Genomic DNA, 25,704 nt, shown 5'->3' with positions numbered 1-25,704 from the left:
CCATCGCGGAAGCGGGGGAGCGTCACCGTTCCTCGCCTGACCGTAACTCGCCTAAAGTTAAGGTGACGTAAGGGTAGACAGCCGGGCCGCCGGATGGCGCGTGGGCGAACCGGTGGTGACGAGGCGGAGGGGCAGGATGGCCGAGGGGCTGGTGCAGATCGGCGAGGTGGCCGAGCGGCTCGGGCTGTCCTCGCGGACGATCCGCCACTACGAGGATGCCGGTCTGGTCGTCCCCGAGCGCACCCCCGGCGGCTTCCGCCTCTACAGCGAGACCGACATCGACCGGATCGCCCTGGTCAAGCGCATGAAGCCGCTCGGCTTCAGCCTGGAGCAGATGCGCGACCTGCTCGACGTCACCGACCGGCTCGCCGTCGGCGAGGAGGACGCGACGCTGGTCGCCCGGTTGCAGCTGTTCGAGCGGGCGGTGGCCGACCGGGCCGAGACGCTGCGAGAGCACCTCGCCGTGGCGCGGGAGTTCGCCGAGCAGTTGCGCCGCCGGCGCCTGCTGGTGGCGGCCTCGCAGGTCGGCCAGTGATGAATGTCACCCGTGATGCATGAGGTTCGTACTCTCACGTCACGGTAGCTTTGATGGGCGGTTCGCGGGGCTTCGCGAGCCCGCCCCGGGTCCACCGCACGCCGGGGCCACCTCGCCGCCACGCGCGTGCGCGAGCCCGGGCGACAACCCCGTTCACCGCCTCCCCGTTCGCGCGTCGATCCCCACCGTGGTCAGCGCCCGCTCCCTGTCTGGATGGTCCTTTGTCTTCCCCTGCCATGGCTTCCCGCCTGCGCCTTCCCGGGCTCGGCCACCTCACTCCCAAGGTGCTGCGCGTCGAACTGCTGTCCGGTCTGGTGGTGGCACTCGCGCTGATCCCCGAGGCGATCTCGTTCTCGATCATCGCGGGGGTGGACCCCCGCATCGGCCTGTTCGCCTCGTTCACGATGGCGGTGGTGATCTCCATCGTCGGCGGCCGGTCGGCCATGATCTCGGCCGCGACCGGCGCCATCGCCCTCGTGGTCGCCCCACTGGCGCGCGAGCACGGCCTGGGCCACCTGGTCGCGGCCGTCATCCTCGGTGGGGTGATCCAGGTGGTCCTGGGCGCGTTGGGCGTCGCCCGGCTGATGCGGTTCGTGCCGCGCAGCGTGATGGTCGGCTTCGTCAACGCGCTCGCGATCCTGATCTTCATGGCGCAGGTGCCCGAACTGCTCGGCGTGCCCTGGGCGGTCTACCCGCTGGTGGCAGGCGGGCTGGTGCTGATGGTGCTCTTCCCGCGCATCACCAAGGCGGTGCCCGCGCCCCTGGTGTCCATCGCGATCCTGACCGCCATCACGCTCGGCGCGGGCCTTGCGGTGCCGACCGTGGGGGACAAGGGCGTGCTGCCTTCGTCGCTGCCGCTCCCCGGGCTGCCGGACGTGCCGTTCACGCTGGACACCCTCACCCTCATCGCTCCGTACGCGCTCGCTCTGGCGCTGGTCGGGCTGATGGAGTCGCTGATGACCGCCAAGCTCGTCGACGACATCACCGACACCCACTCCAACAAGACCCGCGAGTCCATCGGCCAGGGCATCGCCAACATCGTCACCGGCTTCTTCGGCGGAATGGGCGGCTGCGCCATGATCGGCCAGACGATGATCAACGTGAAGAACGGCGCCCGCACCCGCGTCTCCACCTTCGCCGCCGGCGTCTTCCTCATGATCCTGTGCATCGCCTTCGGCCCGTGGGTCTCCCAGATGCCGATGGCCGCCCTCGTCGCCGTGATGATCCTGGTGTCGTTCGGCACCTTCGACTGGCACTCCATCGCCCCCGCCACGCTCAGGCGCATGCCGTCGGGCGAGACGATCGTCATGGTCAGCACCGTGGCCGTCGTCGTCGCCACCCACAACCTGGCCGTCGGCGTGGTGGTCGGCAGCCTGACCGCGATGGTCATCTTCGCCCGCCGCGTCGCCCACCTGGCCAACGTCACGGCCTGCCTCGACCCCGACGGCAAGCAGGTCGTCTACGCCGTCACCGGTGAGCTGTTCTTCGCCTCCAGCAACGACCTGGTCTACCGGTTCGACTACGCCGGCGACCCCGACGACGTGGTCATCGACCTCACCGACGCCCATGTCTGGGACGCCTCCTCCGTGGCGGCGCTCGACGCCGTGGAGACCAAGTACGCCGCCCGCGGCAAGAAGGTCACCGTCGTCGGCCTCAACCAGCCCAGCGCCGAACTGCACGGCGCCCTCGCCGGGCAGCTCTCGGGCGGCCACTGACAGGGCGTCGGGCCGCCCATCGCGCGGCATCGTCAGCGGCCCGGTCCCCGTCCACCCAGCCTGGTCGACCGCGGTGCACGAGGGCGGTCCGAGCAGGCTCCCGAACCGCGTCAGCCGGCGGGCAATCTACTCTAACGTTAATGTACAGTGGCGCGGAGGTGGTCAAGGCATCTGCTGGAGCAGCTGAAGAGATTCGAGGAGCAAGCGATGGTCCGTGCCCGGCGACCGTGGGAGCGGATGCCCGCTGCCCGCGACCTGAGCACCGAGCTGTGCCGGCTCGGTGCCGGCGCGACGGCCGGGGCGGGGCGATGACGGCCATCTCCCGGGAGGGCGCCCGCCGCAGGACGTTCGCGGTGATCAGCCACCCGGACGCCGGCAAGTCCACGATGACCGAGGCGCTGGCCCTGCACGCGTCGGCGATCAGCGAGGCGGGTGCCGTGCACGGCAAGGCCGGCCGGCGAGGCGTCACCTCCGACTGGATGGAGCTGGAACGCTCGCGGGGCATCTCGATCACCTCGGCCGCTCTGCGCCTCGACTACCGCGACCACGTCTTCAACCTGGTCGACACCCCGGGCCATGCCGACTTCTCCGAGGACACCTACCGGGTGCTGGCCGCGGTCGACTGCGCGGTGATGCTGATCGACGCGGCCAAGGGCATGGAGCCGCAGACCATGAAGCTGTTCGAGGTCTGCCGCCATCGCCGGATCCCGGTCATCACCTTCGTCAACAAGTGGGACCGGCCCGGCCGTGACGCCCTCGAACTGCTCGACGAGATCGAGGAGCGCACCGGACTACGTCCCACCCCCGTCACCTGGCCCATCGGCATGCCGGGCGATTTCCACGGCGTGGTGGACCGGCTGCGCGGGCGCGCCAGCCGCTACACCCGCACCCCCGGCGGCGCGACCAAGGCGCTGGAGAGCGAGCTGACCGCCGAGCGGGCGCAGGCCGAGCTGGGGCGGGCCTGGCAGCAGGCCGTCGAGGAGATCGGGCTGCTGGACGCGATCGGCGCCGACCACGACCAGAAGACGTTCGAGGCCCACGAATCGACCCCGGTGCTGTTCGGCGCCGCGCTGTCGAACTTCGGCGTGGCCCGCCTGCTGGACGCCCTGGTCGAGCTGGCTCCCGCCCCCGCGCCGCGCCCCGACGTCGCCGGCGTCGCACGGCCGCTGGACGCGCCGTTCTCCGGGCTCGTGTTCAAGGTGCAGGCCAACATGGACCCGGCCCACCGCGACCGGATCGCCTTCGTCCGCGTCTGCTCCGGACGGTTCGAACGCGGCATGGTGCTCACCCACGCCGCCACCGGCCGGCCGTTCGCCACCAAGTACGCCCATGCCGTCTTCGGCCAGGAACGCACCACGTTGGACGAGGCCTACCCCGGCGACGTCGTGGGCCTGGTCAACGCCACCGCGCTGCGCCCCGGCGACACCCTCTACGACGGGCCCGCGGTGGCGTTCCCGCCGATCCCCAGCTTCGCACCCGAGCACTTCGCCGTCGCCCGCGCCCGCAGCAGCGGCAAGGCCAAGCAGTTCCGCCGCGGCATCGACCAGCTCGACGCCGAGGGCGTCATCCAGGTGCTGCGTTCCGACCTGCGCGGCGACCAGGCGCCGGTGCTGGCCGCGGTCGGCCCCATGCAGTTCGAGGTGATCCAGCACCGCCTGGCCGCGGAGTTCGGCGCCGAGATCACCCTCGACCGCCTGGAGTACACCCTCGCCCGCCGCACCGACCCCGCCTCCGCCGAAGCCGTGGCCCGCCAGCGTGGGGCGGAGGTCCTCACCCGCAGCCGCGACCAGGCGCTGCTGGCCCTGTTCACCGACCGCTGGCGGATGCGCTCGATCGCGGCCGACCACCCTGGGCTGACCCTCGAACCACTGATCGCCGACACCACGCGGGAGCACTGACACCCGCCGCGGACCGGATCCGCGGCTGACGGCCCGCGCGAGATCGTGGACGTGGACCTGATCCTCGCGGACTTCGCCGAAGGGCGGCGTGAGATCGCCCGTGCCCACGGGCCGGGGGCCACGGCAGCCATCGCGCCTCACGACTGTCTAGCCGCGGGCGACGATGTCGCCGATCACGGTCACCGTGTCGAAGTCGTTGGTCAGCCGGTTCTTGGTGATGGCGACGGCGACGCCGGTGGCGGTGTCGGCGTAGGCCGCGCTGCCCCCGGCCCCGGCCATGCCGAACACCGTCGGCGTCTCCTCCGGCGAGGAGTCGGGCCGGCCGATCCCGTAGCCGAGTCCCCACGTCGCCGGCATGCCGAACACCTCGTCCACGCCGCTGGACGCCACGGCCGTCACCTCGCGCAACCGTCCGGGCGAGATCAGCCGCGTCCCGTCCACCTCGCCCAGCAGCGCCGCGTACATGCGGGCGATGGCCCTGGCCGAGGTCTTGCCGCCGGCGGGGATGTCGGCGGACAGGTAGTCGGGACGGTTGCCCAGCTCGGCGGTGGGCATCAGGGTCATCGGGCCGGCCTTGAACATCGGCAGGTCCTGCGGCATGTCCGCGAACGACGGCATGTCGGCCGGCAGCTCCATGGGGGCGTCCTCCAGCACCGCCAGCCGGTGGTGCTCCGCCGCGGGCATGCCGAAGTAGAGCTCGTCGGCGACGCCGAGCGGCCCGCTCACCTCCTCGCGCAGCACCTGCGAGATGGGCTTGCCGGTGGCCCGCCGGACGATCTCGCCGACCAGGAACCCGAACGTGTAGGCGTGGTAGCCCATCTTGGCACCCGGCTCCCACCACGGCTCGGCGTTCTCCAGGGCGGCGACCATGGTCCCCCAGTCGCAGACGTCCTCGGGCGTCGTGTCCAGCGGGACACCGGGCACCCCGGCCGTGTGCGCGAGCACGTGGCGCACGGTCACACCGCCCTTGCCGTGGGCGCCGAACTCCGGCCACAGCTCCGCCACGGGCGTGTCGTAGCCGAACAGCCCGCGCTCGACGAGCACGTGGGCGACGGTCGCGGTCGCGCCCTTGCCGATCGAGAAGTTGTAGAAGGGGGTGGCGGAGGTGACCGGCCGCCCGGTGCCGGGGTCGGCCACACCCGCGACCACGTCGACCACCTGCTCGCCGCCGCGGTACACGGCCACCTGGAGGCCCCGCTCGCGGCCCGAGGCGACGAGCTCGTCGGCTGCTTCCTGCACCTGCTTCTGGAGATCGCTCATGCCATCCGTCCATTTCTCTCTCGGAACTGGACGGTACGGTACTGGTGCTAGTACGGAACTGTCCAGTACTCTTGCTGGCACCGGAGAAAGGGAGCGCATGACGACGGAAGTGGAAGAGGGCCGGACGGCCCGCAAACGCAGGCAGATCGTCGACGCCGCCAGGGCGGTGTTCCTGCGCAACGGCTACGTCGGTGCCAGCATGGACGAGGTGGCGGCGCTCGCGTCGGTGTCGAAGCAGACCGTCTACAAGCACTTCACCGACAAGGAGCAGCTTTTCACCCACCTCATCCTCGCCACCACCGCCGAGCTCGACGGCCTCGCCAGAGCGATCGCGGCCACGCTCGGCGACGGCGATGACCTGGCGGAGGATTTGGGCAGGCTGGCCCGCCTGTTCCTCGACGCCCTCCTGCAGCCCGACGTGCTGCGGCTGCGCCGGTTGATCATCGCCGAGGCCGACCGCTTCCCCGACCTCGGCCGCACCTGGTACGAGCAGGGCTTCGAGCGCGTCCTCGAGACCTTGGTCACCTGCTTCGAGCGCCTCGCCGCGCGCGGCCACCTCCACCTCGACGACCCCCGCCTGGCCGCCGACCACCTGATGGGCCTGCTGCTGTGGATCCCGGTGAACAGGGCCATGTTCTGCGGCGGCGAGGCCGGCGCCCCCACCGGCGCCGAGCGCGACCGGCTCGCCGCGGCGGCGGTCACCACGTTCCTGCGCGCGTACGGCTAGCCCCGCTTGCCTGCTGGTCGCGTGCGGTGGGCCACAGGGGTCGAGGGGCGCCCCACCGGGCACTGAGCCGCCCCTGCTCGGCCGCCCGGAGGAGCAGATCCACGGTCGGCCCCTGCCGCTGTGCCGGAGGGGTCCGGGCGATCTCCGCGTACCTGCGGGCGAGGTCCTCGTCCACCGGCTCCCTCGGTTCCACGATCGCGAGACCGTTGCGCTCGGCCCATTCGTGCAGGAGCTCTGTCTGCCCGTACTGCCGGAGAAGGTGCGCCACCGTCCACTCGTCGAACCAGCCCTCCGCCTCACGCAGGATTCGTTCGACGAGGTCGGCCCTGCCCTTGCGCAACGCGTAACCGACGAACGGAACGCCGGCGCGGTGGCCGGGGTCGCCGGTGCCCTCGTCCAGCAGGGCCCGCGCCTCGTCCTCCCGTCCGGACTCCAGCAGCGCCCACACGACCGGCAGGCGATGGTCCCACTCGCCGTGCTGCTCGCTCAGCGCCTCGCGCGCCCTCTCGAACCACCGATCCGCGCGCTCCCGGTCGCCCTGCGCCGCATACGCCCCGCCCACGGCTGCACCGGCGCGGGCCTGGCCGCCCCACATCATCGCGTACCACACCGGCTCGCCCCACAGACCCTCGCAGGCCCTCTCGTAATCGGCGAAGAGCGTGCGCGCGTCGTCCGGTAGCCCTGCGGACGCCAGGACCATGGCGGCCTCGGCCGCCACGAACGGGCGGCGGCCCTCCGGGGACGCCTTGACCAGCACGCGCACGCCGTCCGGCTCGCCGCGCCGGGCCCGGATGAGGGCCGCCTCGTGGAGAGCCTCGCCGGGCCACGGGAGCCCGGGGCCGCCGGAGGTCGAGGGCTCCAACGGCGGACCGAGTCGAACTTCAGGTGCAGCGTTCTGTGACCGAAGCCGCCGACGCTGCCTGTCGAGTCAGCGCCAGGAGGCGGATGTCACCGCGCGATAACTGTCGGGATTCGCAGGGTCCCCCGTTCCGCGGAATCTGGGGACAAGCGGGTAGGGAAAGAGAGGAATCGCTTCGTCACCCGCGGCGGACGGAGCGGACCGTTTGGCGATGATCTTCGTCGGGGCCGTTCCGCGTTCGACCCAGGTTTCGAGTGCGGACAGGGCGTCGAATCTGTCGTAGCCGGCTCCGCCGGAGCAGTGCGCCATTCCCGGCACCTGGAACAGTCTCGCGAAGGCTTGGGTTGTGGCCAGGCCGCCGCTGGCCTTGATGAGCCGCTTGTAGTAGTCGACAGTGGCTGCCAGGCTGATCCCTTCGTCAGCGGTGCCATGGGTTATCAGCAACTTGCCGCCGTGCTTGTCGAACCTGCCCAGGTCGGTCGTGGTGGCGTTGTAGACCTTCGCCATCGCCTCCATGTCGGCGGGATCTTTGTCGAAGTCGAAGTTCTGGGCCGACTTGTTGGAGCCGTCGGACTGCCTGGAGTAGGCCATGTATCTCAGCCACTGGTCGGCGCCGTGTTCCACGAGTGGCGTGCCGGGCACCTCCGGCATCGCGGCGAGCCAGGGAGTCGCGTTCAGTTCCGACCCGGGCGTCTGGCCTGCGGGGTAGACCACACGCCCCTTGGAGTCCGCCGGGGGTGCGTACAGCTTCCGCAGGGCGTCGATCTGGGCCTTCGAGAAGCAATTCTGGCCGGAAGGCTTGGACCGGTCGCAGGCCATGGTGGCGAAGTCGGGCTTGCATGCGGCTGGATCATTGAGGATGCCGTCCGTGCGTCCGTCCATCCCGTCGCACTGGTTCAGGACGGACGTGTGAAGCACCTGGAGGTCGGCGGGGCTGAACAGTGTCTTCCCGTCCTTCTCGAGCGCCTGCGCCTGCCAGGAGAAGGAGGTGCTCACGCGTCCCTGGTAGTCCAGCACCGGTGCGCTGGCCAGGATTCCGTCGAACTCGGCGGGGTAGCGGGACGCGTACCGGACTGCGGAGTTGCCGCCCTTCGAGCAGCCGACCACGTAGGAGTACGCCGCGGGCTTTCCGTAGTAGGCGGCGACGATCTCTTTGGACAGGAGCGAGGCGACGTGATTCGCGCGATAGGCGAAGTCGTGCCGCGCCGCGTTGTCGCCGTGGGCCCACGCGGCCTCGAAACCAGGGGAGCCGGTGTGTCCGCCGTTCGTGGTCACCACTGCGTACCCCCGGGACAGACCCGGGTTGCATGCCGATGAGTTCACTGTCCCGCAGAATCCGGCGCACGCGACCAGCATGAATCGACCGTTCCACGCCTTGGGGTCCGGCAGGCGCAGTTCGAAGGACACCTGCGGGGCGACGTACCCGGACACGACGCAGTGGCGCGGTGTCGGGACGGTCTTGTCCTTCAGATCGGTCATGACGGCGCCACCGGCGTCAAACGCCGAGATGTCCGTGTTCCCGGCAGCCGCTTCTCGAGTCGACAGCAGCATCGCGTCGCCGGCGTCGTCCTTGATCCACTTGTTGGCCATGGTGGTGCAGGCGGGCTTGTCCCCGTTGAAGAGGTTCTTGTAGGCCTGTTTGCCCAAGGCGGCTTCTTGTTCCATGATCGCTACTTGGGGGTCGGCGGCTGATGTCGCGCCGCCGGTTGTCCCGTTCGCCGCCTGCATGCCGGCCAACGAGGTCGTGAGCAGTGCGACGAGCACGGCAGCGCAGACGCGGCGCCACCGGTGAGACTTCTTCCGTCCGGCAACGTGGTTGCCAGGGGGCTTGCCGCCCGGAGTGTGGGCAATGATGTTCATTCGCGTTCTCTCTGTCACGTGGCCGGCTCTGTTTCAGTGGTTGACCGCATGTGCGGTGTTGGCGGGTTCGAACGTCGTGTTGGACGTGCGGGGACGATCACGCAGGCCGCGCCGCCGAGGATGGCGATGGCGCAGAAGAATCCGAAGACCCAGGCGTTGCCGAGGCCGCTGGACAGAAGGATGCCGCCGATGGCTGGGCCGGTGACGGCGCCGAGCCGGCCGATGCCGGTGGTGACGCCGAGCGCCGTTCCGCGCACGCTCGTCTCGAAGTAGGTCGCCACATAGCCGAAGACGATCATCTGCGTGCCGATCGAACCCAGGCCGGCCGCCAGGGTGGCGACGGCCATGACGCCTGCCGGCGGGGCCGAGGCCATGACCGCGACGGCGATCGTGGCCACCAGGAACGTGGCGGGGGCGACGCGTCGGGCGCCGATCCGGTCGGCGAGGGCGGATCCGCTGATGCCACCGACGACGGCTCCGAGGTTGAGGAGGACCTGGAAGGCCAGGGCAGAGGTGAGGTCGTAGTTGGCCGCGCGCATCAGCTGGGGCAGCCAGGTATTGAGGCCGAAGACCAGGAGGAACCCGGCGAAGTTGGCCACCGCGAAGAGCACCAGGGCGGCGATCGCCCGCCCGTTGACGAGCTGGCGCATCGGTGATTCGTCCGCTTTCGGGGTCTTGTCCAGCGCGGCAGGGGCGGTCTCGGGGATGGAGCGCCAGGCGAGGGGCACGACCGTGACCAGGGCGATGCCGCCGAAGGCCCACAGGCCGCGGAAGCCGACGTCGTCGAGGAACGCCAGGGCGGCCAGTGCGGCGAGTACGCCGCCGACGGAGAATCCGGCGAGCATGATCGCGTTGAGCCGCTGGCGCTCGTGCGGGCGTGCCACCTCGACGACCAGGGCGATGGCGACCGGCGCGACGCCACCGAATCCGAGACCGGCGATGAACCGGAAGACCCCGAGGGTTGCCGGGTTGGGCGCGGCCGCGACCAGCAGCATCATGGTGGAGTACAGGATCATGCAGCCCAGCAGCATCTTTCGGCGGCCGAAGCGGTCGGTGAGTGGCCCGGATGCCAGCGCTCCGAACATCATGCCCAGGAGCGCGTAGCTGCCCAGCGCGCCGACCTCGGCCGGCGTGAGCGCCCACTCCTTGTAGGCGAGCAGCGATGGGACGGTCGACCCGTAGATGATCAGGTCGTAGCCGTCGAAGACGATCGCTGCGAAGCAGATGAACACGACCATGTACCGGTTGGTCTTGCGGCGGGTGTCGTCGGGGGCGGAAGAAGTCATGTCAGCGCTCCGGAAGCGTGAGACGGGGGGTGTGGCATGGGCCACATCCTCCGGGGGGTATGACACAAGTGTCAAGATTCTGACGTATCCGTTGCCTAAAAATCGTGCTAGTCGTTATCGTGACTCATATGTCAGTCAGTTCTGCGGCGGCTGCGCCGCCCGAAGATGGCCACGTGCCCTATGACGACGAGAGTGCCGAGCGCTACCGGAGGAAGGGCTGGTGGTCGGGTCGGACCCTGCCTCTCGAGCTTGAGCGCGCGGCGGACCTCCATGCCGACCGCCAGGCCCTGATCACCCCTGAGGTCTCCTGGACCTACCGGCAGCTGTTCGACAACGCGCGGGCCTTTGCCCGTGGGCTCAGGGCGACCCTGGGTGTGCGGCCGGGTGAGGCGGCGATGTTCCAGATGGGCAACGTCGCCGAGACCGTGGTCACCTACCTCGGGTGCCTGCTTGCCGGTGTGCGGCCGGTCTGCACCCTGCCGCAGCACGGGACTCGGGAGATCGGCCTGCTGGCCCAGCACACCGGGGCGCGCGTCCTGTTCACCCAGGGTGACTTCGGCAACGGCCAGCTGCTGAGGCAGGCGCAGGAGCTGCTCGCCCAGGCGTCGGTCGACAAGGTGGTGATCGCCCGCTCAGCGGCCTTCGAGGGCGCGACCGGCTACGAGGAGGTGCTCGCCGCGGGACGCAGCGACGCGCCGTTGCCGTACCTGGAAGTCGACCCGGGGAGCATCGCGGTCTTCCAGCTCTCCGGTGGCACGACCGGGTTGCCGAAGGTGGCACCCCGGCTGCACGAGGAGTACGCCTACAATTCCCTGGCCTGGGCCCAGGCGATGCAGTACTCACCGCGGACGCGGATGCTCTACCCGCTCCCGATCGTGCACAACGCCGGCATCTCCCTGGTCATCCAGCCGGCCGTCCTCGCCGGCGCCTGCGTGATCCTGGCGCCCACGGCCGCCATCCCCGATCTGCTGGCGTTCATCGAGCAGTATCGCCCCGATGTGCTGCCCCTGATGCCCCCGGCCCTCGCGATCCGTCTGCTGGAAGCCCCCCACGTGCGCGACGCGGACCTCGGCAGCGTGCGCGACTTCGTCGTCGGCGGCCAGAAGCTGCCCGTCGAGGTCGCGGAACGACTCCGCGACGAGTTGGGCATTCAGGTGCGGCAGATGTTCGGCATGGCCGAGGGCATGTTCCTGCTCACCCCGGCCGGCGCGACCGAAGCGGTCCGGCACCATACCGTCGGCGCGCCCATCTCTCCCGGCGACGAAGTCCGCATCCTCGCCCCCGGCACCGAGACCGAGGCAGCCGAGGGTGAGCTCGGGGAGCTCGCCGCTCGCGGGCCGTACACCATCCGTGGCTACTACCGCGCCGAGGCTCACAACACGAACGCGTTCACGCGCGACGGCTTCTACCGCACTGGGGACCTGGCCCGCCGCCACGTCACCCCGGAGGGCATCTTCTACTCGATCGAGGGCCGCATCAAGGATGTGATCAACCGCGGCGTGGAGAAGATCCATGCCGAGGAGGTCGAGGAGCTGATCGGCGAGCACCCCGATGTGAGCACCGTCGCGCTGGTGGCGATGCCCGACCCGGTGCTTGGTGAGAAGGGGTGCGCGTACCTGGTCCTCGAGCCTGGTGCCGAACCCCTCACCGTCGCGACCCTCGGGGAGCATCTGCTGAAGCTTGGGTTGGCCAAGTACAAGCTCCCCGAGCGCGTCGAGATCGTGCATGCGTTCCCGCTGACCAATGTCGGCAAGGTCTCCAAGAAGCACCTGCGCGAGGACATCGAGCACAAGCTCGCCGTCGAGACCGCCCGGGAGGAGCGATGACGAGGAAGATCGAGCTCATCGGAGGCGGTCCTGCCGGTCTGTATGCGGCGCGGCTGCTCAAGCTCAAGGATCCTGGTCTCCAGGTCACCGTCCATGAGCGGCTGAGCGGTGCCGCGGAGACCTTCGGCTTCGGCGTGGGCCTCACCGAGTCGACCATGCGCAACCTGGCGGTTGCCGACCCCGCGACGGCCGAGCAGGTGCGCGCGGCCTCCTACGCCGGCCACGACCTGCGCCTGAAGGGTCACGACGCGACCGTCACCCTGCACGGCGCCCGCAACCTGGCCATCGGGCGGGCCACGCTGCTGGAGATCCTCAGTACGGCGGCCACCGAGACGGGCGTGGAAATCCGCCGCGGGAGCGACATCGACGCCGCGCAGTTGGACGCCGACGTGGTCATCGCCGCCGACGGGGTGCGCAGCAGCACTCGCGAGAAGTACGCCACCGAGCTGGGCGTGCGCTCCAGTCTGGGACGGACCCGCTTCGTGTGGTGTGGCGCCGACTTCGTGGTGGAGTCGGCCTTCTTCGCCGCCACCCAGCGCGGTGAAGACCTCTTCGTCCTGCACGCCTATCCCTATGCGGATGACCGCAGCACCTTCCTCATCGAGGTCGACGACCTCACCTGGCACTCCGCCGGCCTGCAAGCCTTCGACATCCAAACGCCGATCGGGGAGACCGACCACGCCAGCGTCGCGCTGCTCGAGGACGTGTTCGCCACCGAGTTGCGCGGCCGCAGGCTGCTGACCAACCGGACCCGATGGAGCCGGTTCACCAACCTGACGCTCGACCGCTGGTCGACCGACAACGTGGTGTTTCTCGGCGACGCCGCTCACACCGCCCACTACACGCTCGGCTCGGGCACCAAGCTCGCTCTCGAGGACGCGATCGCCCTCGCCGAAGCGCTCGCCGGCGAGTCCTCGATCGCCGCGGCTTTCGCCGCCTACGAGGCGGTACGGCGCCCACCGGTCGAACGCTTCAAGAAGCTCGCCCATCGCAGCCAGGCGTGGTGGGACACCTATCGCCTGCGCGCCGGCCTGCCCGCGGAGCGGCTCGCCCTGTCCTACATGACCCGGTCGGGCAATCTCACGTTGACCGACTACGCCGCCGAGCAACTCGAGAGCGCCAGGCGGGCGCTGGCCTGGCTGGGGGACGCCGTCCCGGACAGCGCGGCGGACCTCGACGAGTGGGTGCTCTCCCGCCCCCTGACCGCACCGGAGCTGACCTTGCCGACCCGGCTGGTGACCAGGGACCGCCTGCGCGCCACGACCGCCGTGCACGAGGTCACCTGGTCCGAGCCGGACGTGTGGAGCGAATCGGCCGATGCCCTGATCGCCACTCTGGCCGGTAGCGGGAGTCTCCCGGTGCTGCTCAGCGGACCGGCGACACCCGAGGCAGTCGCCGCGCGCATCGACCTGGGCGAACGTCTCCGCCTCAAGGGTGAGCGCCTGGTCGGGGTGTTCCTCGAGGGCGACGGTGGCCGAGCCGCCGCTGCGACCGCGGTCGCAGCGGCTCGTGCCGACTTCGTGGTGACGACATGACCATGGCGTCCGGCAAGCAGAGATCAGCTAAGTACACTGCCGACATGGCCCCCGCACCCACGCCCCAGGAACAGCGCAGTGCCCTGAGCCGGCAGCTGGTCATCTCCGAGCTCCTCGACACGGCCACGGCACTGTTCGCCGAGAAGGGGTACGAGTCGACCACTCTCCTCGACATCGCCAAGGCGCTGGGGATCTCCCGGCCGGGTCTGTACAACTACGTGAGCAGCAAGGAGGAGCTGCTCACCATGCTGGTTGAGCAGGTCAGCCAGGGGCTGGCCGACGTGCTCGAGCAGCTCACCGCGCGTGCCGACCTGTCCCCCACTCAGAAGCTCCGCGACGTCGTCGCCCTCCTGGTGCGCCAGCGCACACAACACCCCGACCAGTTCCGGATCCTCGACCGCTCCGAGACGGTCCTGCCCGAACCGGTCGGCAGCGAGCACCGAGAGGCCAAGCGCAAGATCCTGCGCGAGGTCATGGCGGTCATCGAAACCGGCATCGAACGCGGCGAGTTCCGGCCTGTCGACGCGCGCACCGCGGCGTTGTCGCTGCTCGGCATGTGCAACTGGGTCGCCTGGTGGTTCTCCCGCGGCTCCGACGTCGAGGAGACCGTCGCCACCGTGACCGACCTCGCCCAGAACATGCTGGTCCGCCCCGGCGCCCCCGGCCCCGAGGCGGAGACCACCCGCACCGTCGAGGAGATCCGCACACTCCTCGACCGCCTCGCCCCGCGCCGCTGAACCGGCCCCCACCAGCCCTTTCCCACCTGCGCCCCAGCCCCGGCCGAGACCTTGCACGCCCATCTCTGACACATATGTCGATATTTCGACAGAGGTGTTACGCTGGGTTGAACATCAGAGGAGACATCGTGTCCACACCTCACCGCGTCGGCCTGATCGTGCCGAGCACCAACGTCACCGTCGAGACCGAGATCCCGCGCATCCTGCGGCGGACGGGGATCGAGTTCTCCTTCCACTCCTCCCGGATGCGGATGCACGCCGTCACCCCCGAGCAGCTGCGCGCGATGAACGCCCAGCGGGAGCGCTGCGTCCTCGAGATCGGCGACGCCGGTGTCGACATCGTGCTCTACGCCTGCCTGGTCGCGATCATGGCGATGGGCCCCGGCCACCACCGCGACGCCGAGTTCCGTATCGCCGAGCAGCTCGGATCCGGTGGCTCCGAGACCAAGGTCCTCTCCAGCGCCGGCGCCCTGCTCCAAGGCTTGGACGCCCTCGAGGCCAAGCGCGTGGCACTGGTGATGCCCTACATGAAGCCCCTCGCCAGGCAGGTCGCGGCCTACATCGAGGCCGAAGGCATCCAGGTCGCCGACTGGCGTGCACTTGAGGTTGCCGACAACAGCGAGGTCGGGTGCATCCCTGGCGACCGGGTACTCGAGGCCGCCCGCAGCATGGACCTGACCGACGTCGACGCGCTGGTGCTCTCCTGCTGCGTGCAGATGCCCTCGCTCGATCTCATCCAGGCCGCCGAGGACGAGTTCGGGCTCCCCGTCCTCTCTGCGGCCACCGCGGGCGCCTACTCGATCCTGCGCAGCCTCGGGCTGACCGCGGAGATCCCGATGGCCGGTTCGCTGTTGCGGGCCGACGGCGTCCTCGCCGGCCAGTGAACGCCCACCCCCTCACCGAAGGAGATCACATGTCCCGCAACAGCCCCGGCCAGGCCAAGCCGGTCCACCGGGTGCGCGGTGTCGACCACGCAGCCTTCCCCACCTTCGACCCGAACGCGACGGTGCGGTTCTACCGCGACGTCTTGAAGTTCCCCATCGTGCACTCGATCTGCGCCGCCGGCTGGGGCCCGGAACGGCACCCGGACTTCATCCACTTCTTCTTCGACATCGGCAACGGAGACCGCCTGGCGTTCTTCTACTACTTCGGCTGGTCGCCGCAGGGCGACCAGACGGCGCCGGGCGACGCGTGGGCCAGGCTGCCCCACGGCACCCCGGAGTTCTTCAAGAACTCGCGTCACATTGCCCTCAACGTGGGAGACGAGGAGGACCTGCTGGAGTACCGGCGCCGTCTCGACGAGTCGGAGTGGCCCGTGGAGATGCAGGTGATGCACGAGACCATCGAGTCCATCTACACCCACGACCCGAACGGCTACATGCTCGAGATCACGCGGCAGTTGCGGCCCGTCACCCCCCAGGAAGACCTCGACGCCCAGCTCACGATCGCGGCCCTGTGCGACGTCACCGCCGGGGAGGCGCCGTCGATGGACAAGCTGCTCACCCGCAAGGCCGAGCTGATCATCGAACGTGCCGCCGCCTGGGAGGCCGAGCAGCCGGGCTGGCGCGAGGCCCAGAGGGAGCTGATCTGATCATGCCCCGCATGTACGTCCTCGAGGTTCCTGAGAACCAGGGCGTCCTCGATGTCGCCGAGCAGGACGCCGGTCTCGCTCTCGACCATGTCGGCCCCTACGTCCGGATCACGTCCGCCGCACCGATCGTCATCGACCGCCGCGCCACCGGCTGCCGCCACGCCGTCTGGTACAGCGCCGTCGCGGGCCTCGAGAACTCCGTCATCACCCAGCACGACAAGGACGCACTGCGCGTGGAGGCCCGATGACCGGCGACGCCGACCGGCTGGGAGCCGGTCGGTACGTGGCACCCGCTCACCTGCCGGACGACAGCCGCACCACCGCCCACGAACTGACCACCCATGACGGCGCCACCGTCAACGGACTGCTCCGAGTCATTCCCGGCGCCACCACCGTCGCCTTCCTCATGCACCCGCGGCAGGACTTCTCCCACCACGTCCTGGTGCCCGAACTTCTCACCCGCGGACTCGCCGTATGGACACAAGGCGCGCGCTCACTCGGCAACGACCTGACCCTGCTGCACGAGCAGGCGCTCCTCGACATGGCCGCCGGTCACGTCTTCCTTCGCGACCTGGGCTTCGAGCACGTCGTCGCGATCGGCCACTCCGGCGGCGCCACCCTGGCAGCCTTCTACCTCCAGCAGGCCGGCCGCGCCCCGGCCGCACGCCTGGACAGCACGCCGGGAGGCAAGCCCGTCCCGCTGCCGTCGGCCGCCATGCCGCCGGCCGACGGGCTGATCATGTTCGCCCCCCACCCCGGACAAGGCGCCCTCCTCCAGCGGATGATCGATCCCTCGCTCATCGACGAGACCGACCCCCTGTCCGTCGCGCCCGACCTCGACCCGTACAACCCGGCCAACGGCTTCGCGGAACCGCCGGAAAGCTCCACCTACCCACCCGACTTCGTTGAGCGCTACCGTCAAGCGCAACGGGCCCGCATCGAACGCATCGACGCCGCCGCCTGGGAACGCGTCACCGACGCCCGAGACGCCAAGAAGCGCTTCAAGGCTCACGGGGACCCCCGCGACCGCCGGGCATCACTGGCCAGAGGTGTGATCGTGGTGCACCGCACAGATGCCGACCTCCGGTCGGTCGACCTCAGCCTCGACCCCAACGACCGGCCCTACGGCTCTCTGTTCGGACGGCGACCCGACCTGACCAACTATGGCGTCCTGGGCTTCGGCCGGCTGACCACCCCCGAAGCATGGCTGTCCACCTGGTCGGCCAACGCCACTCGCGCCGACCTCGCCGCCTGCGCACCCGACGTCAACGTTCCGGCCCTCCTCGTCGAACTCACCGGAGACCAAGCCTGTTTCCCCGCTGACGCGACACGGTTCGCCGAACTGCTGCCTCACCCGGACGTCACCCACGTCCGCGTCCCGGGCCGCCACTTCGGAGCCCCCCTGCGTGAAGGCATGGCTTCTGGTGCCACACTCGCCGGAAAGGAGATGGCCCACTGGATCGGCGCGCGGTTCCCGGCCGGGGCCGTCGTATCGGCCTGACCTCACCCTCGGTCGACAGCTCCTGGCCGAACCTGGTCGAGCGGTGGTTCGTGGCACTGACGGCGGGGCACGCACAGGTCGATCCACGAGTTGGACAAGGTCCCGCCCCGAAGGCCGCTCTTGGGCGATGGGGAATGCGCTGCCCAGCCGGTGGTCGAGTGCCGGCCGGATCCCCGAGGCGCCTGCCCCGGGGATCCGGCGCACCACGTCAGCGTTCGCTGGATGCCGCGCGGTAGTGCAGGTCCTGCACGGACGGCGTCGCGGTGATCGCGTACGGCGAGACCACCTTCGCCACCGCGGCGGCGCTCCTGGTGACCGTGGCTGAGGCGGTGCCGGCCTTCAGCGGGAACGTCTTGGCGGACACCCCGGCGGGCGCGTCGTAACTCTGCGTCGTGCCGCCGATCGTGACCGACACCCTGCCCGCCGCGGTCAGCATCGTGAGCACCTCGACGGTGTCGCGGGCTGCCGTGCTGCCACCGCGCAGCTTCATGAGCTTGGTCTGCGGGTAGGTCGGCTGGGCCGCGACCGGCTGGATCCTGTGGGTCAGGTACGCCGCGTCGTTGGTGATCTTCGGGCAGCCGAGCTTGTAGCAGGTCAGGTAGTAGGCGTTGATGTCCAGATAGGTCCAGCCCGCGTTCCTGGAGGGGGCGAACTGGGTGTTCTCCGAGTAGTCGTTCCAGGTGGTGAGCTGGACCCAGTCCGCCTTGCCGTCGATCGCGCCCTTCCAGGTGGCCCGGAGGTTCTCGGTGTTGCCGGCCTCGTCGAAGATGCCCTGGTTGGGCCGTTCGTCCTGGACGGACACCGGCTGCATCCAGATCTTGCCCATGCCGTGGGCGCGGTCGATGTTGGTGCCCAGGCCGGCGTTGGCGGCGGGGTTGCGGTTGCCCCAGTTGGAGAAGCCGTAGCTGATCGGGGCGAAGGCGTCGCGGTGTTTGTTGAAGTCGAGGAAGCAGGGCACCAGCGCGATCTTGATGCCGTGCCGCGTCTCCATGGTCTTCATCCAGTCGGACCACCAGGCGGCGGTGCGGCCTTCGGCCTTGAAGGGAGCGACGACCAGGCGGTTGTCGGGGAGCCGGTAGACCGACTTGGACGCGGCGAGCTTGGCCATGGCGGTGGCGAGGGTGGAGCTGTCGACCGAGGCCAGACCGTTCGTGTCCGGCATGAGCACGATCTTGAAGCCGGGGTCGACGGCTTCGGCGGCCTTGATGAGGTTCTGCACGCGCGTCCAGTGCGCGCTGGTGACGGAGAGGATGTCGACGGTGAAACCGTCCAGGCCCGCGGCGATGGCCTGCTTCACCTCGGTCTTGAAGTCCGCCACGGCGTAGTCTCCCGCGATCGGGTCGCGGCCCAGCGGCCGGTCGCGGAGCAGCCCGCCGTACGCGGCGTGCTTTCCGCTCTCGCCCTCCGGCTTGAGGTAGTTCCTGGCGTAGTAGTCGCTCGCCGGCGGCTGGTTGTCGAGCGAGAGCGGGTACGGGGTGAAGTAGTGCGCGAACACCTTCTTGGCCGAGGCCCGCAGCGCCGCCGTGCCTGCCGGGGTGAAGGGCAGCGGCCCGTCGGTCTGCCCGCCCCCGGTTCCCTCGGTGTAGGTGACCGTGAGCTTCGGCCCGCGGTTCCCGGTCTCGCGCGAGGACATCAGGACGGTCGTGGTGGCATCGGTTCCGGTGAGGGCGAAGGCGTAGGTGCCATCGCCGTCAACGGCCGACGAGACGTCCAGCTTGGCCGTCGAGCCGGCCGTGAAGCCGGTGTGCGAGTCGATGGCCGTCGCGTCGAGCGCCGGCCGGGTGTTCCAGGTGGTGGCGGCCTCCGTCCAGGAGCCCGTCACCGGGCGGACGGAGACGGTGGTGTCCGTTGTCCTGGCCGAGACGACGTCCAGCGTCACCTTGACGTCCTCGGCGTCCTCCGGGATGCCGGCGACCTTGAAGCGGGTCAGGGCGACGCGCTGTCCGGTGGTGCTGCCGCACCCGGTGCCGCAGACGCTCATCCACGTCGCGGTGGCGAAGCTCTTGGCGGGCTCCGCCTGGCTGATGAACACATCGTCCGTGGCGGCGAAAGTCACGCTGACGGGGGCGACGGCGGACGCGTGCGCCGGGGCGGCGGTGGCGGTGCCCAGCGTGGCGAGGACCGCCACGGCCGCCAGCGTCGTCCGATATCGGTTGACCATGGAGCTCCCTTGGCTTTCGGTACGGCTCGGCCGAGGCGGAGCCGTCTTGCATGGCCAAGGATGGGGCAAGATCAAGCGCCTTATCTGACCTTTCGGATGAATCGCCCAGTTGAAACGATGTCGTTTTTTCGGCTCCGCAGTCCGGCGGCATCCGCGGGCTTCACGCACCTGGCTCGATGCGTTCCCCTGCTCGGCCGCGCTCGCCTTCCTCGGTCTTGAAGGTGCGCAAACCTCGACGATGGTAGTTGGGCAGGGCGCGGGGGTGATCCAACGACGACGTGTGCAGCCAGACCCTGGTCACCGAGGGGGCCAGCTCCCACGCCCGCTGTAGCCCGAGCGTCAGCGCGGATCCCCCGAGGCCCTTGCCGACGAACGCCGGCAGGAGCCCGAAGGTCTTCATCTCCACCGCGCCTCCTGGACCGAGATCGTAGGAGACCATGCCTGCCGGTTCGCCCTCGAAGGACAGCAACCAGAACGTCCGGCCCGGGGACTCGGCGAACCAGACGACCCACTCCTCCTCGGTGCGGCTCGCGCTCTTCCAGCCATAGGAAGCGCCGATCCTGGCAAGGATGTCAGGGATGAGGGGCGAGTCTCGATCCAGGGGCTCCAGGACCAGACCAGGCACGGGGGCGGCCGGTTCGAGCTGGCTACGCGCGGTCATCTCGACATAGGTCACGATCTCCTTCACCCGAGAAGGCTACGTGGTGCCTGTGCTCGGGCACGACCCATGACGCACGACCTATGACGCACGACCCATGACGAAGGAGGAACATGTCGGTTCTGGGTACGCCGTGGGTCGCCGCGGCCGTGGCGCGGGTGATGCAGGCGCTCGCCACGGCTGCCTCCGCCCTGGCCGGCCGGCGCAGGCAGGTGATGTTCCCGCAGTTCCAGGGCGATACGGAAGAGATCACGATCCCGACGTCGATCGCGCCGGCCCGCGCGATCGTCTACCGCCCCGCCGGCCAGGACCCGTGCCCGCCGGTGCACGTCAACTTCCACGGCGGCGGATTCGTCATGCGCGGGGTGCACTTCGACGACCCGTTGTGCCGGTATCTGGCCGCCGAGGCCGGTGTCGTGGTCGTCAACGTCGACTACGCGGTCGCGCCGCAGCATCCGTTTCCGGCACCGCCCCACCAGGCGTTCGAGACGGTCCGGTGGGTCGCCGAGCACGGCGCGGACCATGGCTGGGACGGCGGCCGGTTGACGGTCGGGGGCCAGAGCGCGGGCGGCGCGCTCGCCGCGGCGGTGGCCCGCCAGGCGCTGGAGCGGGGCGGGCCACCGATCGCCCTGCAGGTGCTGCACTACCCGCCGCTGGACCTGGTGACGCCGGCCGGCGCCAAGCGCTCGGTCATCGCCAGGCCGACGCTGCGCCCGTGGATGGGCGAGGTCTTCGACAACGCGTACGTGCCGGACCCGGGCGTGCGCGCCGACCGCCTGGTCTCGCCCGCCCACCCGGCCGACACCGCGGACCTCACCGGGATCGCGCCCGCCCTGGTCATCACCCCCGCATTCGACCGGCTCCACGCGGAGGGCACCCGGTACGCGCAGCGCCTGGCGGCGGCCGGGGCGCTGGTCGAGCACCGTGACGTGCCACAGGCCGACCACGGCTACGACATGAACGACGCCGACAAGGCCGGCCAGACGTACGCGCTGATCGCCCGCTGCCTCAGGCAGGCTGCCGAGCCTCGCTCCGGTGACTGACATCGCGGGCGGTGTCCGCATCGCCCGCCGGCGGCGCACCGCGCTGGTCGTGCCGCCCCGCGCGGTCCGCCGCCGTCACGGGCGGGCGGCTTCCGGGAGGGAGGTCGAGCGGATCACCAGTTCGGGCTCGAAACGGCCCCTCGTGTCGGGCTCGTCCTCGATGCCGAGCAGGATGCGGACCGCGCTGGCGCCGAGGGCCGCGGAGGGGTGGCGGATGGTGGTGAGCGGCACGATCGCGAAGTCGGCGAACTCTATGTCGTCGTAGCCCACCAGGGAGAGGTCCTGCGGGACCCGGACCCCCGCCACGATGAGCCCGTGCAGCAGGCCCAGCGCGAGCAGGTCGTTGCCCGCCACGATGCCGTCGGGGAACTGCGAGTCGGGTCGTTCGAGGAGAGTCCGCGAGACCGCCTCGCCGACCTTGGCGGTCTGGACGCGCACGCGGACGACCTCCAGGGTGGCCGGCGTCACGGACTCGGCGACCGCCCGCCGGGCCCCCGCCAGCCGCAGGTCGACGTGGGGGTGCGCGCCGCCGACGAAGAGCAGCCGCCGCCGGCCCTGGGCGAGCAGGTGGGCGGCGGCGAGGTGGCCGCCGCGCTCGTTGTCGCCGGAGATCGCCGGGTAGCTGTGCGGGCCCGCCGCGACGCCGACGAGCACGAACGGCGTCCCGCGCCGGCGCAGGCCCAGCAACTCCGGGGGGACGTCGCCGACCGGGACGGCGAGGATGCCGCTCACCTGCTGTGACTCGAAGAAGTTGATGTAGGCGCGCTCGCGCTCGGGTTTCTCGTCGCTGTTGACGACCAGGATGAAGCGGCCGTGCGCCGCGGCCTCCGCCTCCGCGCCGGCCGCGATCTCCGCGTAGACGGGGTTGGCCATGCTGGAGACGAGCAGCCCGAGCGCGCGGCTGTGGCCGACGCGCAGCCGTCGTGCCGCGTCGTTGCCGACATAGCCCAGCTCGTCGGCGGCCTCCAGGACCCGCCGCCGCAGCTCGGCTGAGACCCGGTCGGGCTGAGTGAAGGTGTAGGAGACGGTCGCCCGTGAGACCCCGGCGCGGGCCGCGACGTCGCCCACCGTGGCGGCGGCGGAGGAAGGTCCCGCCGACCGCCGGGGCGCCGGTCCAGACGTCATCGGGCTCCTCGCTGCCATGCCGGTGGTCGGATCACCTGACAGCCTAGCGCAGGCGTGAATGGATTCACATCGCGGCCGCCGAGCCCGTCCCGCCGGGATCGCGGCCATTGACACGGGTTCGAGGCCGCGCGTAATCTGCCCGACACATCGTGAATCGATTCACAGTCGTTGACCGGCGTGGTCCCGCCTGCAGGCCGCGATCACCCACCCCCGGAGCCCATCCACCCCGTACGGGCCCCGCCCGTGTCCCCGCGGCGGATGCGCGTGGACGGACGTCCGCGAGAGGAGTCACCCCGTGGCCTTGCCGCATGCGACCACGACACCCCCCGGAGCACGGGAACCCACCGCGCAGCCGCCCCCCGGCGCCGCCGGGAGGACCCGCCGCAAGGTCGGCGTGCACGCCCCCTGGTGGTTCGTCGTCCCGGCCATCGCGGTCTACGTCTTCATCGTCGTCGTCCCCAGCGCCAACGGCGCGCTGTTCTCCTTCACCGACTGGAACGGGCTGCGACCCGACTGGTCCCTGGTCGGGCTGGACAACTACGCCGCGGTCTTCGCCGACCGCACCGCCCGCGACGCCCTCGCCAACACCCTGATCCTGGCCGCCGCGGCGACCGTGACCCAGAACGTCGTCGGGCTGCTGCTGGCCCTCGGCGTCAACAGCATGGTCAAGAGCCGCTACCTGCTCCGCGTGATCTTCTTCGCGCCCGTGGTCCTCACGCCGCTTGTCGCCGGCTACGTGTGGAGCTTCCTGCTCTCGCCCAACGGCGCCGTCAACGACGCGCTGCGGGCCGTCGGCCTCGACTCCCTGGCCCACGACTGGCTCGGCGACCCCGATACGGCGCTGTACGCGATCGTCGCCGAGATCGTCTGGCAGTTCGCCGGCTACTCGATGGTCATCTACCTCGCGGGGCTGCAGGCGATCCCGAGAGAGGTGCTCGAGGCGGCCACGATCGACGGGGCGGGCGCGTGGAGCAAGTTCCGCCGCGTCGTGCTGCCGCTGCTCAACGGCGCCGTCGTGATCAACGTGATGCTCTGCCTGATCGGCGGGCTCAAACAGTTCGACCAGGTGATGGCCATGACCGGCGGCGGCCCCGGCACGGCCACCGAGACGATCTCCACGGCGATCTACAAGAGCGCCTTCTCGCTCGGAGACTTCCCGTTCTCGATCGCGCTCGCGGTTGTCATGACCGTGGTCATCGCGGTGCTGGCCGCCGTCCAGTTCCGCCTGACGCAAAGGAAGACCTCCTGATGCACGCGCGCTACACCTGGCGGACGCTCACCCGCGAGGCGACGCTGATCCTGCTCGCCCTGCTGTTCCTCGTCCCGCTCGCCGGCCTGCTCAACGTCTCGCTCAAGCCGCAGGACAGCCAGACCGGCACCTTGGCCTTCGCCTGGCCGCCCACGCTCGACAACTACGCGCAGGCCTGGGACCAGGCCAGGCTGGGCGCGGCGCTGGCCAACAGCTTCGCGATCACGACCGTCAGCGTCGTGCTGATCATCGCCTTCGCGGCGATGGCCGCCTACCCGCTGGCCCGCGTGACCCGCGGCTGGTCGCGGCACACCTTCTCCTTCGTCATCGGCGGGCTGCTCGTCCCGGGCCAGCTCGCGCTGTTGCCGCTGTACGCGACCATGCGGGACCTCGGGCTGCTCGGCTCGCTCTGGTCGGTGATCCTGATCAATGTCGGGCAGCAGATCCCGTTCTCCGTCTTCCTCTACACGATGTTCCTGCGCGAGCTGCCGCTCGACTACGAGGAGGCGGCGCTGCTCGACGGGTGCGGCCCGGTGCGCTCCTTCGTCACCGTCGTCTTCCCGCTGCTGCGGCCCGTCACCGGCACCGTGGTGATCCTCAACACCGTCGGCATCTGGAACGAGTTCTTCACCCCGCTGCTCTACCTCGGCGGCAGCGACAACACCACGGCCCCGGTCGCGATCTACGGCTTCGTCAGCCAGTACGTCTCCCAGTGGCCGCTCATCTTCGCCGGCCTGGTGATCAGCGTCATCCCGATCCTGGTCGTCTACTTCGCGCTGCAGAAGCACATCATCAAGGGCTTCGCCGGCGGCCTCAAAGGCTAGTGCTCCACCCCCCGTTCACCGATTCGGAGTCTGTCATGCAGTCGTTCACCCGATTCACCACCCTCTGCTGCCTCGCCGTCGCGGCCACCGCCTGCTCCACCTCGGGCGGCGGCGCCACCACCGCCGCCTCGTCCGGCCAGGTGCTGACGCTGGCCGCCGCCGGTCAGGGCCCGGCCCAGGCCGCCGTGGAGGCGTTCCAGAAGGCCAACCCCGGCGTCACGGTCAAGACCGTCTACACCGAGGACGACGCCTCCTACCAGCAGCAGCTCCGCACCCAGCTCGCCTCCGGCACCGCCCCCGACGTGTTCCGCATGTGGCCCGGCGGCGGCAACACGATGGCCGTGCGCGACCTGGGCGAGGACGGCATGCTGATGGACCTGTCCGGCGAGGGCTGGGCGGGCGGCCTCAGCACCGACCTCAAGGCCGTCACCAGCGACCCGGGCGGCAAGGTCGTCGCGGTCCCGGTGACGATCGGCGCCATCGGCGCGGTGTGGAACGACCAGGCCCTGAAGGCCGCCGGCCTGGCCAAGCCGGCCACCTGGCCGGAGGTGCTGCGGTTCTGCAAGGACGCCAAGGCCAAGGGCGTCGTGCCGTTCGCGCTCGGCCTGAAGTCCGCCTGGGTCACCCAGCTCGTGCCGTACGCGCTGACCGCCTCCCTCGTTTACGGCCCCGACCCCGGCTTCACCCAGCGGCAGAAGGACGGCAAGGCCACCTTCGCCGGCTCCGCCTGGAAGCAGGCACTGGAGAAGTACCTGCAGATGCGCGACGGGGGCTGCTTCAACGACAGCCCCAACGGCGTCGGCTACGACGAGCAGATGCAACTGTTCGGCCAGGGCAAGGCGCTCGGCGTGGTGCACGTGCTGTCGGCGGTGCAGTCGGCGCGCGAGTACGCGCCCTCGGGCGCCACGTTCTCGATGACCCCGTTCCCCGCCACCGACGACGCCGCCGGCACGTACCTGCCGGTGTCGGTCGGCATCGTCTACGGCGTCAACGCCAAGGCCAGGAACCCGGAGCTGGCCAAGCGGTTCATGACGTTCCTGGCCTCGCCCGAGGGCCAGGCGCTGTACGCGTCGGCCTCGGGCAGCAGCCCCGCCCTGTCCGCCCCCGGCTTCAAGGCCGACGCGCTCCAGCAGCCGGTGCTGGACGCCGTCGAGGCGGACCGCTCCACGCTCTACCCCGACCAGGCCTGGCCCAACGCGAAAGTCCAGCAGGAGCACCTGACCTCGATCCAGGAGCTGTTCAACGGGACGGTGGACGTGCCGGGCGTCCTGGGCCGCATGGACAAGGCGTTCACCTCGACCAAGTGAGGAAGTC

Annotated in this window: 22 protein-coding genes; 15 read left to right on the top strand and 7 right to left on the bottom strand. The window is 70.2% G+C overall.

Annotated elements, in window-relative coordinates:
• The first annotated feature begins 136 nt into the window (after positions 1-136).
• The 3 genes from FHU36_RS22455 to FHU36_RS22445 all read left to right on the top strand — a co-directional run bounded on the left by FHU36_RS22455 (position 137) and on the right by FHU36_RS22445 (position 4,148).
• A complete protein-coding gene (locus FHU36_RS22455; RefSeq protein WP_185085884.1) occupies positions 137-535 on the top strand; it encodes a MerR family transcriptional regulator in 399 nt (132 codons plus the stop codon).
• 236 nt (positions 536-771) lie between these two features.
• On the top strand, positions 772-2,250 hold the full coding sequence (locus FHU36_RS22450; RefSeq protein ID WP_185085883.1) for a SulP family inorganic anion transporter: 1,479 nt from the start codon (positions 772-774) through the stop codon (positions 2,248-2,250).
• A 308-nt stretch (positions 2,251-2,558) separates the two neighbouring features.
• Complete coding sequence (locus tag FHU36_RS22445) at positions 2,559-4,148, top strand: peptide chain release factor 3 (protein WP_185085882.1); 1,590 nt, start codon at positions 2,559-2,561, stop codon at positions 4,146-4,148.
• 147 nt (positions 4,149-4,295) lie between these two features.
• On the opposite strand, the gene FHU36_RS22440 is transcribed toward FHU36_RS22445, so the two are convergent.
• Entirely contained in the window at positions 4,296-5,408 is a 1,113-nt protein-coding gene (locus FHU36_RS22440; RefSeq protein WP_185085881.1) for a serine hydrolase domain-containing protein, read from the bottom strand.
• A gap of 97 nt (positions 5,409-5,505) precedes the next feature.
• Between FHU36_RS22440 and FHU36_RS22435 the strand changes: the two genes are divergently transcribed.
• The gene (locus FHU36_RS22435; protein WP_185085880.1) at positions 5,506-6,135 is read left to right on the top strand and encodes a TetR/AcrR family transcriptional regulator; all 630 of its coding nucleotides are present in this window, start codon (positions 5,506-5,508) and stop codon (positions 6,133-6,135) included.
• Here FHU36_RS22435 and FHU36_RS22430 read toward each other — a convergent pair.
• The 3 genes from FHU36_RS22430 to FHU36_RS22420 form a co-directional block, all read right to left on the bottom strand.
• Entirely contained in the window at positions 6,107-6,997 is an 891-nt protein-coding gene (locus tag FHU36_RS22430) for a hypothetical protein (protein ID WP_185085879.1), read from the bottom strand. The two genes, FHU36_RS22435 and FHU36_RS22430, sit on opposite strands and share 29 nt — an antisense overlap.
• A gap of 66 nt (positions 6,998-7,063) precedes the next feature.
• Positions 7,064-8,854 (bottom strand): tannase/feruloyl esterase family alpha/beta hydrolase, encoded by a 1,791-nt coding sequence (locus tag FHU36_RS22425; RefSeq protein WP_185085878.1) that lies wholly within the window; start codon positions 8,852-8,854, stop codon positions 7,064-7,066.
• A 14-nt stretch (positions 8,855-8,868) separates the two neighbouring features.
• Positions 8,869-10,140: an MFS transporter gene (locus tag FHU36_RS22420; RefSeq protein ID WP_185085877.1), complete on the bottom strand. Its 1,272-nt coding sequence runs from the start codon at positions 10,138-10,140 to the stop codon at positions 8,869-8,871.
• Between the two features lie 104 nt (positions 10,141-10,244).
• Between FHU36_RS22420 and FHU36_RS22415 the strand changes: the two genes are divergently transcribed.
• The 7 genes from FHU36_RS22415 (at position 10,245) to FHU36_RS22385 (ending at position 17,330) form a co-directional block, all read left to right on the top strand.
• Entirely contained in the window at positions 10,245-11,966 is a 1,722-nt protein-coding gene (locus FHU36_RS22415; RefSeq protein WP_221496526.1) for a (2,3-dihydroxybenzoyl)adenylate synthase, read from the top strand.
• Positions 11,963-13,501: an FAD-dependent monooxygenase gene (locus FHU36_RS22410; protein ID WP_185085876.1), complete on the top strand. Its 1,539-nt coding sequence runs from the start codon at positions 11,963-11,965 to the stop codon at positions 13,499-13,501. Before FHU36_RS22415 ends, FHU36_RS22410 begins: the two co-directional genes overlap by 4 nt.
• A 44-nt stretch (positions 13,502-13,545) precedes the next feature.
• A complete protein-coding gene (locus FHU36_RS22405; RefSeq protein WP_185085875.1) occupies positions 13,546-14,238 on the top strand; it encodes a TetR/AcrR family transcriptional regulator in 693 nt (230 codons plus the stop codon).
• A gap of 128 nt (positions 14,239-14,366) precedes the next feature.
• Positions 14,367-15,122 carry a maleate cis-trans isomerase family protein gene (locus FHU36_RS22400; RefSeq protein WP_312891739.1) on the top strand — a complete coding sequence of 252 codons (756 nt, stop codon included), beginning with the start codon at positions 14,367-14,369 and terminating at the stop codon, positions 15,120-15,122.
• A 29-nt stretch (positions 15,123-15,151) separates the two neighbouring features.
• Positions 15,152-15,829 (top strand): VOC family protein, encoded by a 678-nt coding sequence (locus tag FHU36_RS22395; RefSeq protein WP_185085873.1) that lies wholly within the window; start codon positions 15,152-15,154, stop codon positions 15,827-15,829.
• 11 nt (positions 15,830-15,840) lie between these two features.
• Positions 15,841-16,077 (top strand): hypothetical protein, encoded by a 237-nt coding sequence (locus FHU36_RS22390; RefSeq protein WP_221496525.1) that lies wholly within the window; start codon positions 15,841-15,843, stop codon positions 16,075-16,077.
• Positions 16,074-17,330, top strand: coding sequence for an alpha/beta hydrolase (locus FHU36_RS22385; protein ID WP_185085871.1), 1,257 nt, complete (start codon positions 16,074-16,076; stop codon positions 17,328-17,330). The genes FHU36_RS22390 and FHU36_RS22385 overlap by 4 nt, the downstream gene beginning before the upstream one ends.
• A 208-nt stretch (positions 17,331-17,538) precedes the next feature.
• Here FHU36_RS22385 and FHU36_RS22380 read toward each other — a convergent pair whose 3' ends face one another.
• Together FHU36_RS22380 and FHU36_RS22375 are read right to left on the bottom strand one after the other, a co-directional pair.
• Entirely contained in the window at positions 17,539-19,491 is a 1,953-nt protein-coding gene (locus FHU36_RS22380) for a glycoside hydrolase family 71 protein (RefSeq protein ID WP_185085870.1), read from the bottom strand.
• Positions 19,492-19,651: 160 nt separating this feature from the next.
• Positions 19,652-20,179, bottom strand: a complete 528-nt coding sequence (locus FHU36_RS22375) for a GNAT family N-acetyltransferase (RefSeq protein WP_185085869.1) — start codon at positions 20,177-20,179, stop codon at positions 19,652-19,654.
• An 83-nt stretch (positions 20,180-20,262) separates the two neighbouring features.
• Here FHU36_RS22375 and FHU36_RS22370 point away from each other — a divergent pair, with 83 nt between their 5' ends.
• Positions 20,263-21,192, top strand: a complete 930-nt coding sequence (locus tag FHU36_RS22370; RefSeq protein WP_185085868.1) for an alpha/beta hydrolase fold domain-containing protein — start codon at positions 20,263-20,265, stop codon at positions 21,190-21,192.
• A 75-nt stretch (positions 21,193-21,267) separates the two neighbouring features.
• Here FHU36_RS22370 and FHU36_RS22365 read toward each other — a convergent pair whose 3' ends face one another.
• Positions 21,268-22,317: a LacI family DNA-binding transcriptional regulator gene (locus tag FHU36_RS22365; RefSeq protein ID WP_185085867.1), complete on the bottom strand. Its 1,050-nt coding sequence runs from the start codon at positions 22,315-22,317 to the stop codon at positions 21,268-21,270.
• A 295-nt stretch (positions 22,318-22,612) separates the two neighbouring features.
• On the opposite strand from FHU36_RS22365, the gene FHU36_RS22360 reads away from it, so the two are divergent.
• From FHU36_RS22360 to FHU36_RS22350, 3 genes are read left to right on the top strand one after another with little or no spacing between them, the layout of a single operon-like run.
• Entirely contained in the window at positions 22,613-23,566 is a 954-nt protein-coding gene (locus FHU36_RS22360) for a carbohydrate ABC transporter permease (RefSeq protein ID WP_221496524.1), read from the top strand.
• Complete coding sequence (locus tag FHU36_RS22355; RefSeq protein ID WP_185085866.1) at positions 23,566-24,390, top strand: carbohydrate ABC transporter permease; 825 nt, start codon at positions 23,566-23,568, stop codon at positions 24,388-24,390. Before FHU36_RS22360 ends, FHU36_RS22355 begins: the two co-directional genes overlap by 1 nt.
• 35 nt (positions 24,391-24,425) lie before the next feature.
• Complete coding sequence (locus FHU36_RS22350; RefSeq protein ID WP_185085865.1) at positions 24,426-25,697, top strand: ABC transporter substrate-binding protein; 1,272 nt, start codon at positions 24,426-24,428, stop codon at positions 25,695-25,697.
• The last annotated feature ends 7 nt before the right edge of the window (positions 25,698-25,704 follow it).

This window comes from Nonomuraea muscovyensis, assembly GCF_014207745.1.
GTDB lineage: Bacteria > Actinomycetota > Actinomycetes > Streptosporangiales > Streptosporangiaceae > Nonomuraea > Nonomuraea muscovyensis.
Note: the sequence above shows the minus strand (reverse complement) of the source record. Positions and strands in the feature narration are given on the sequence as shown.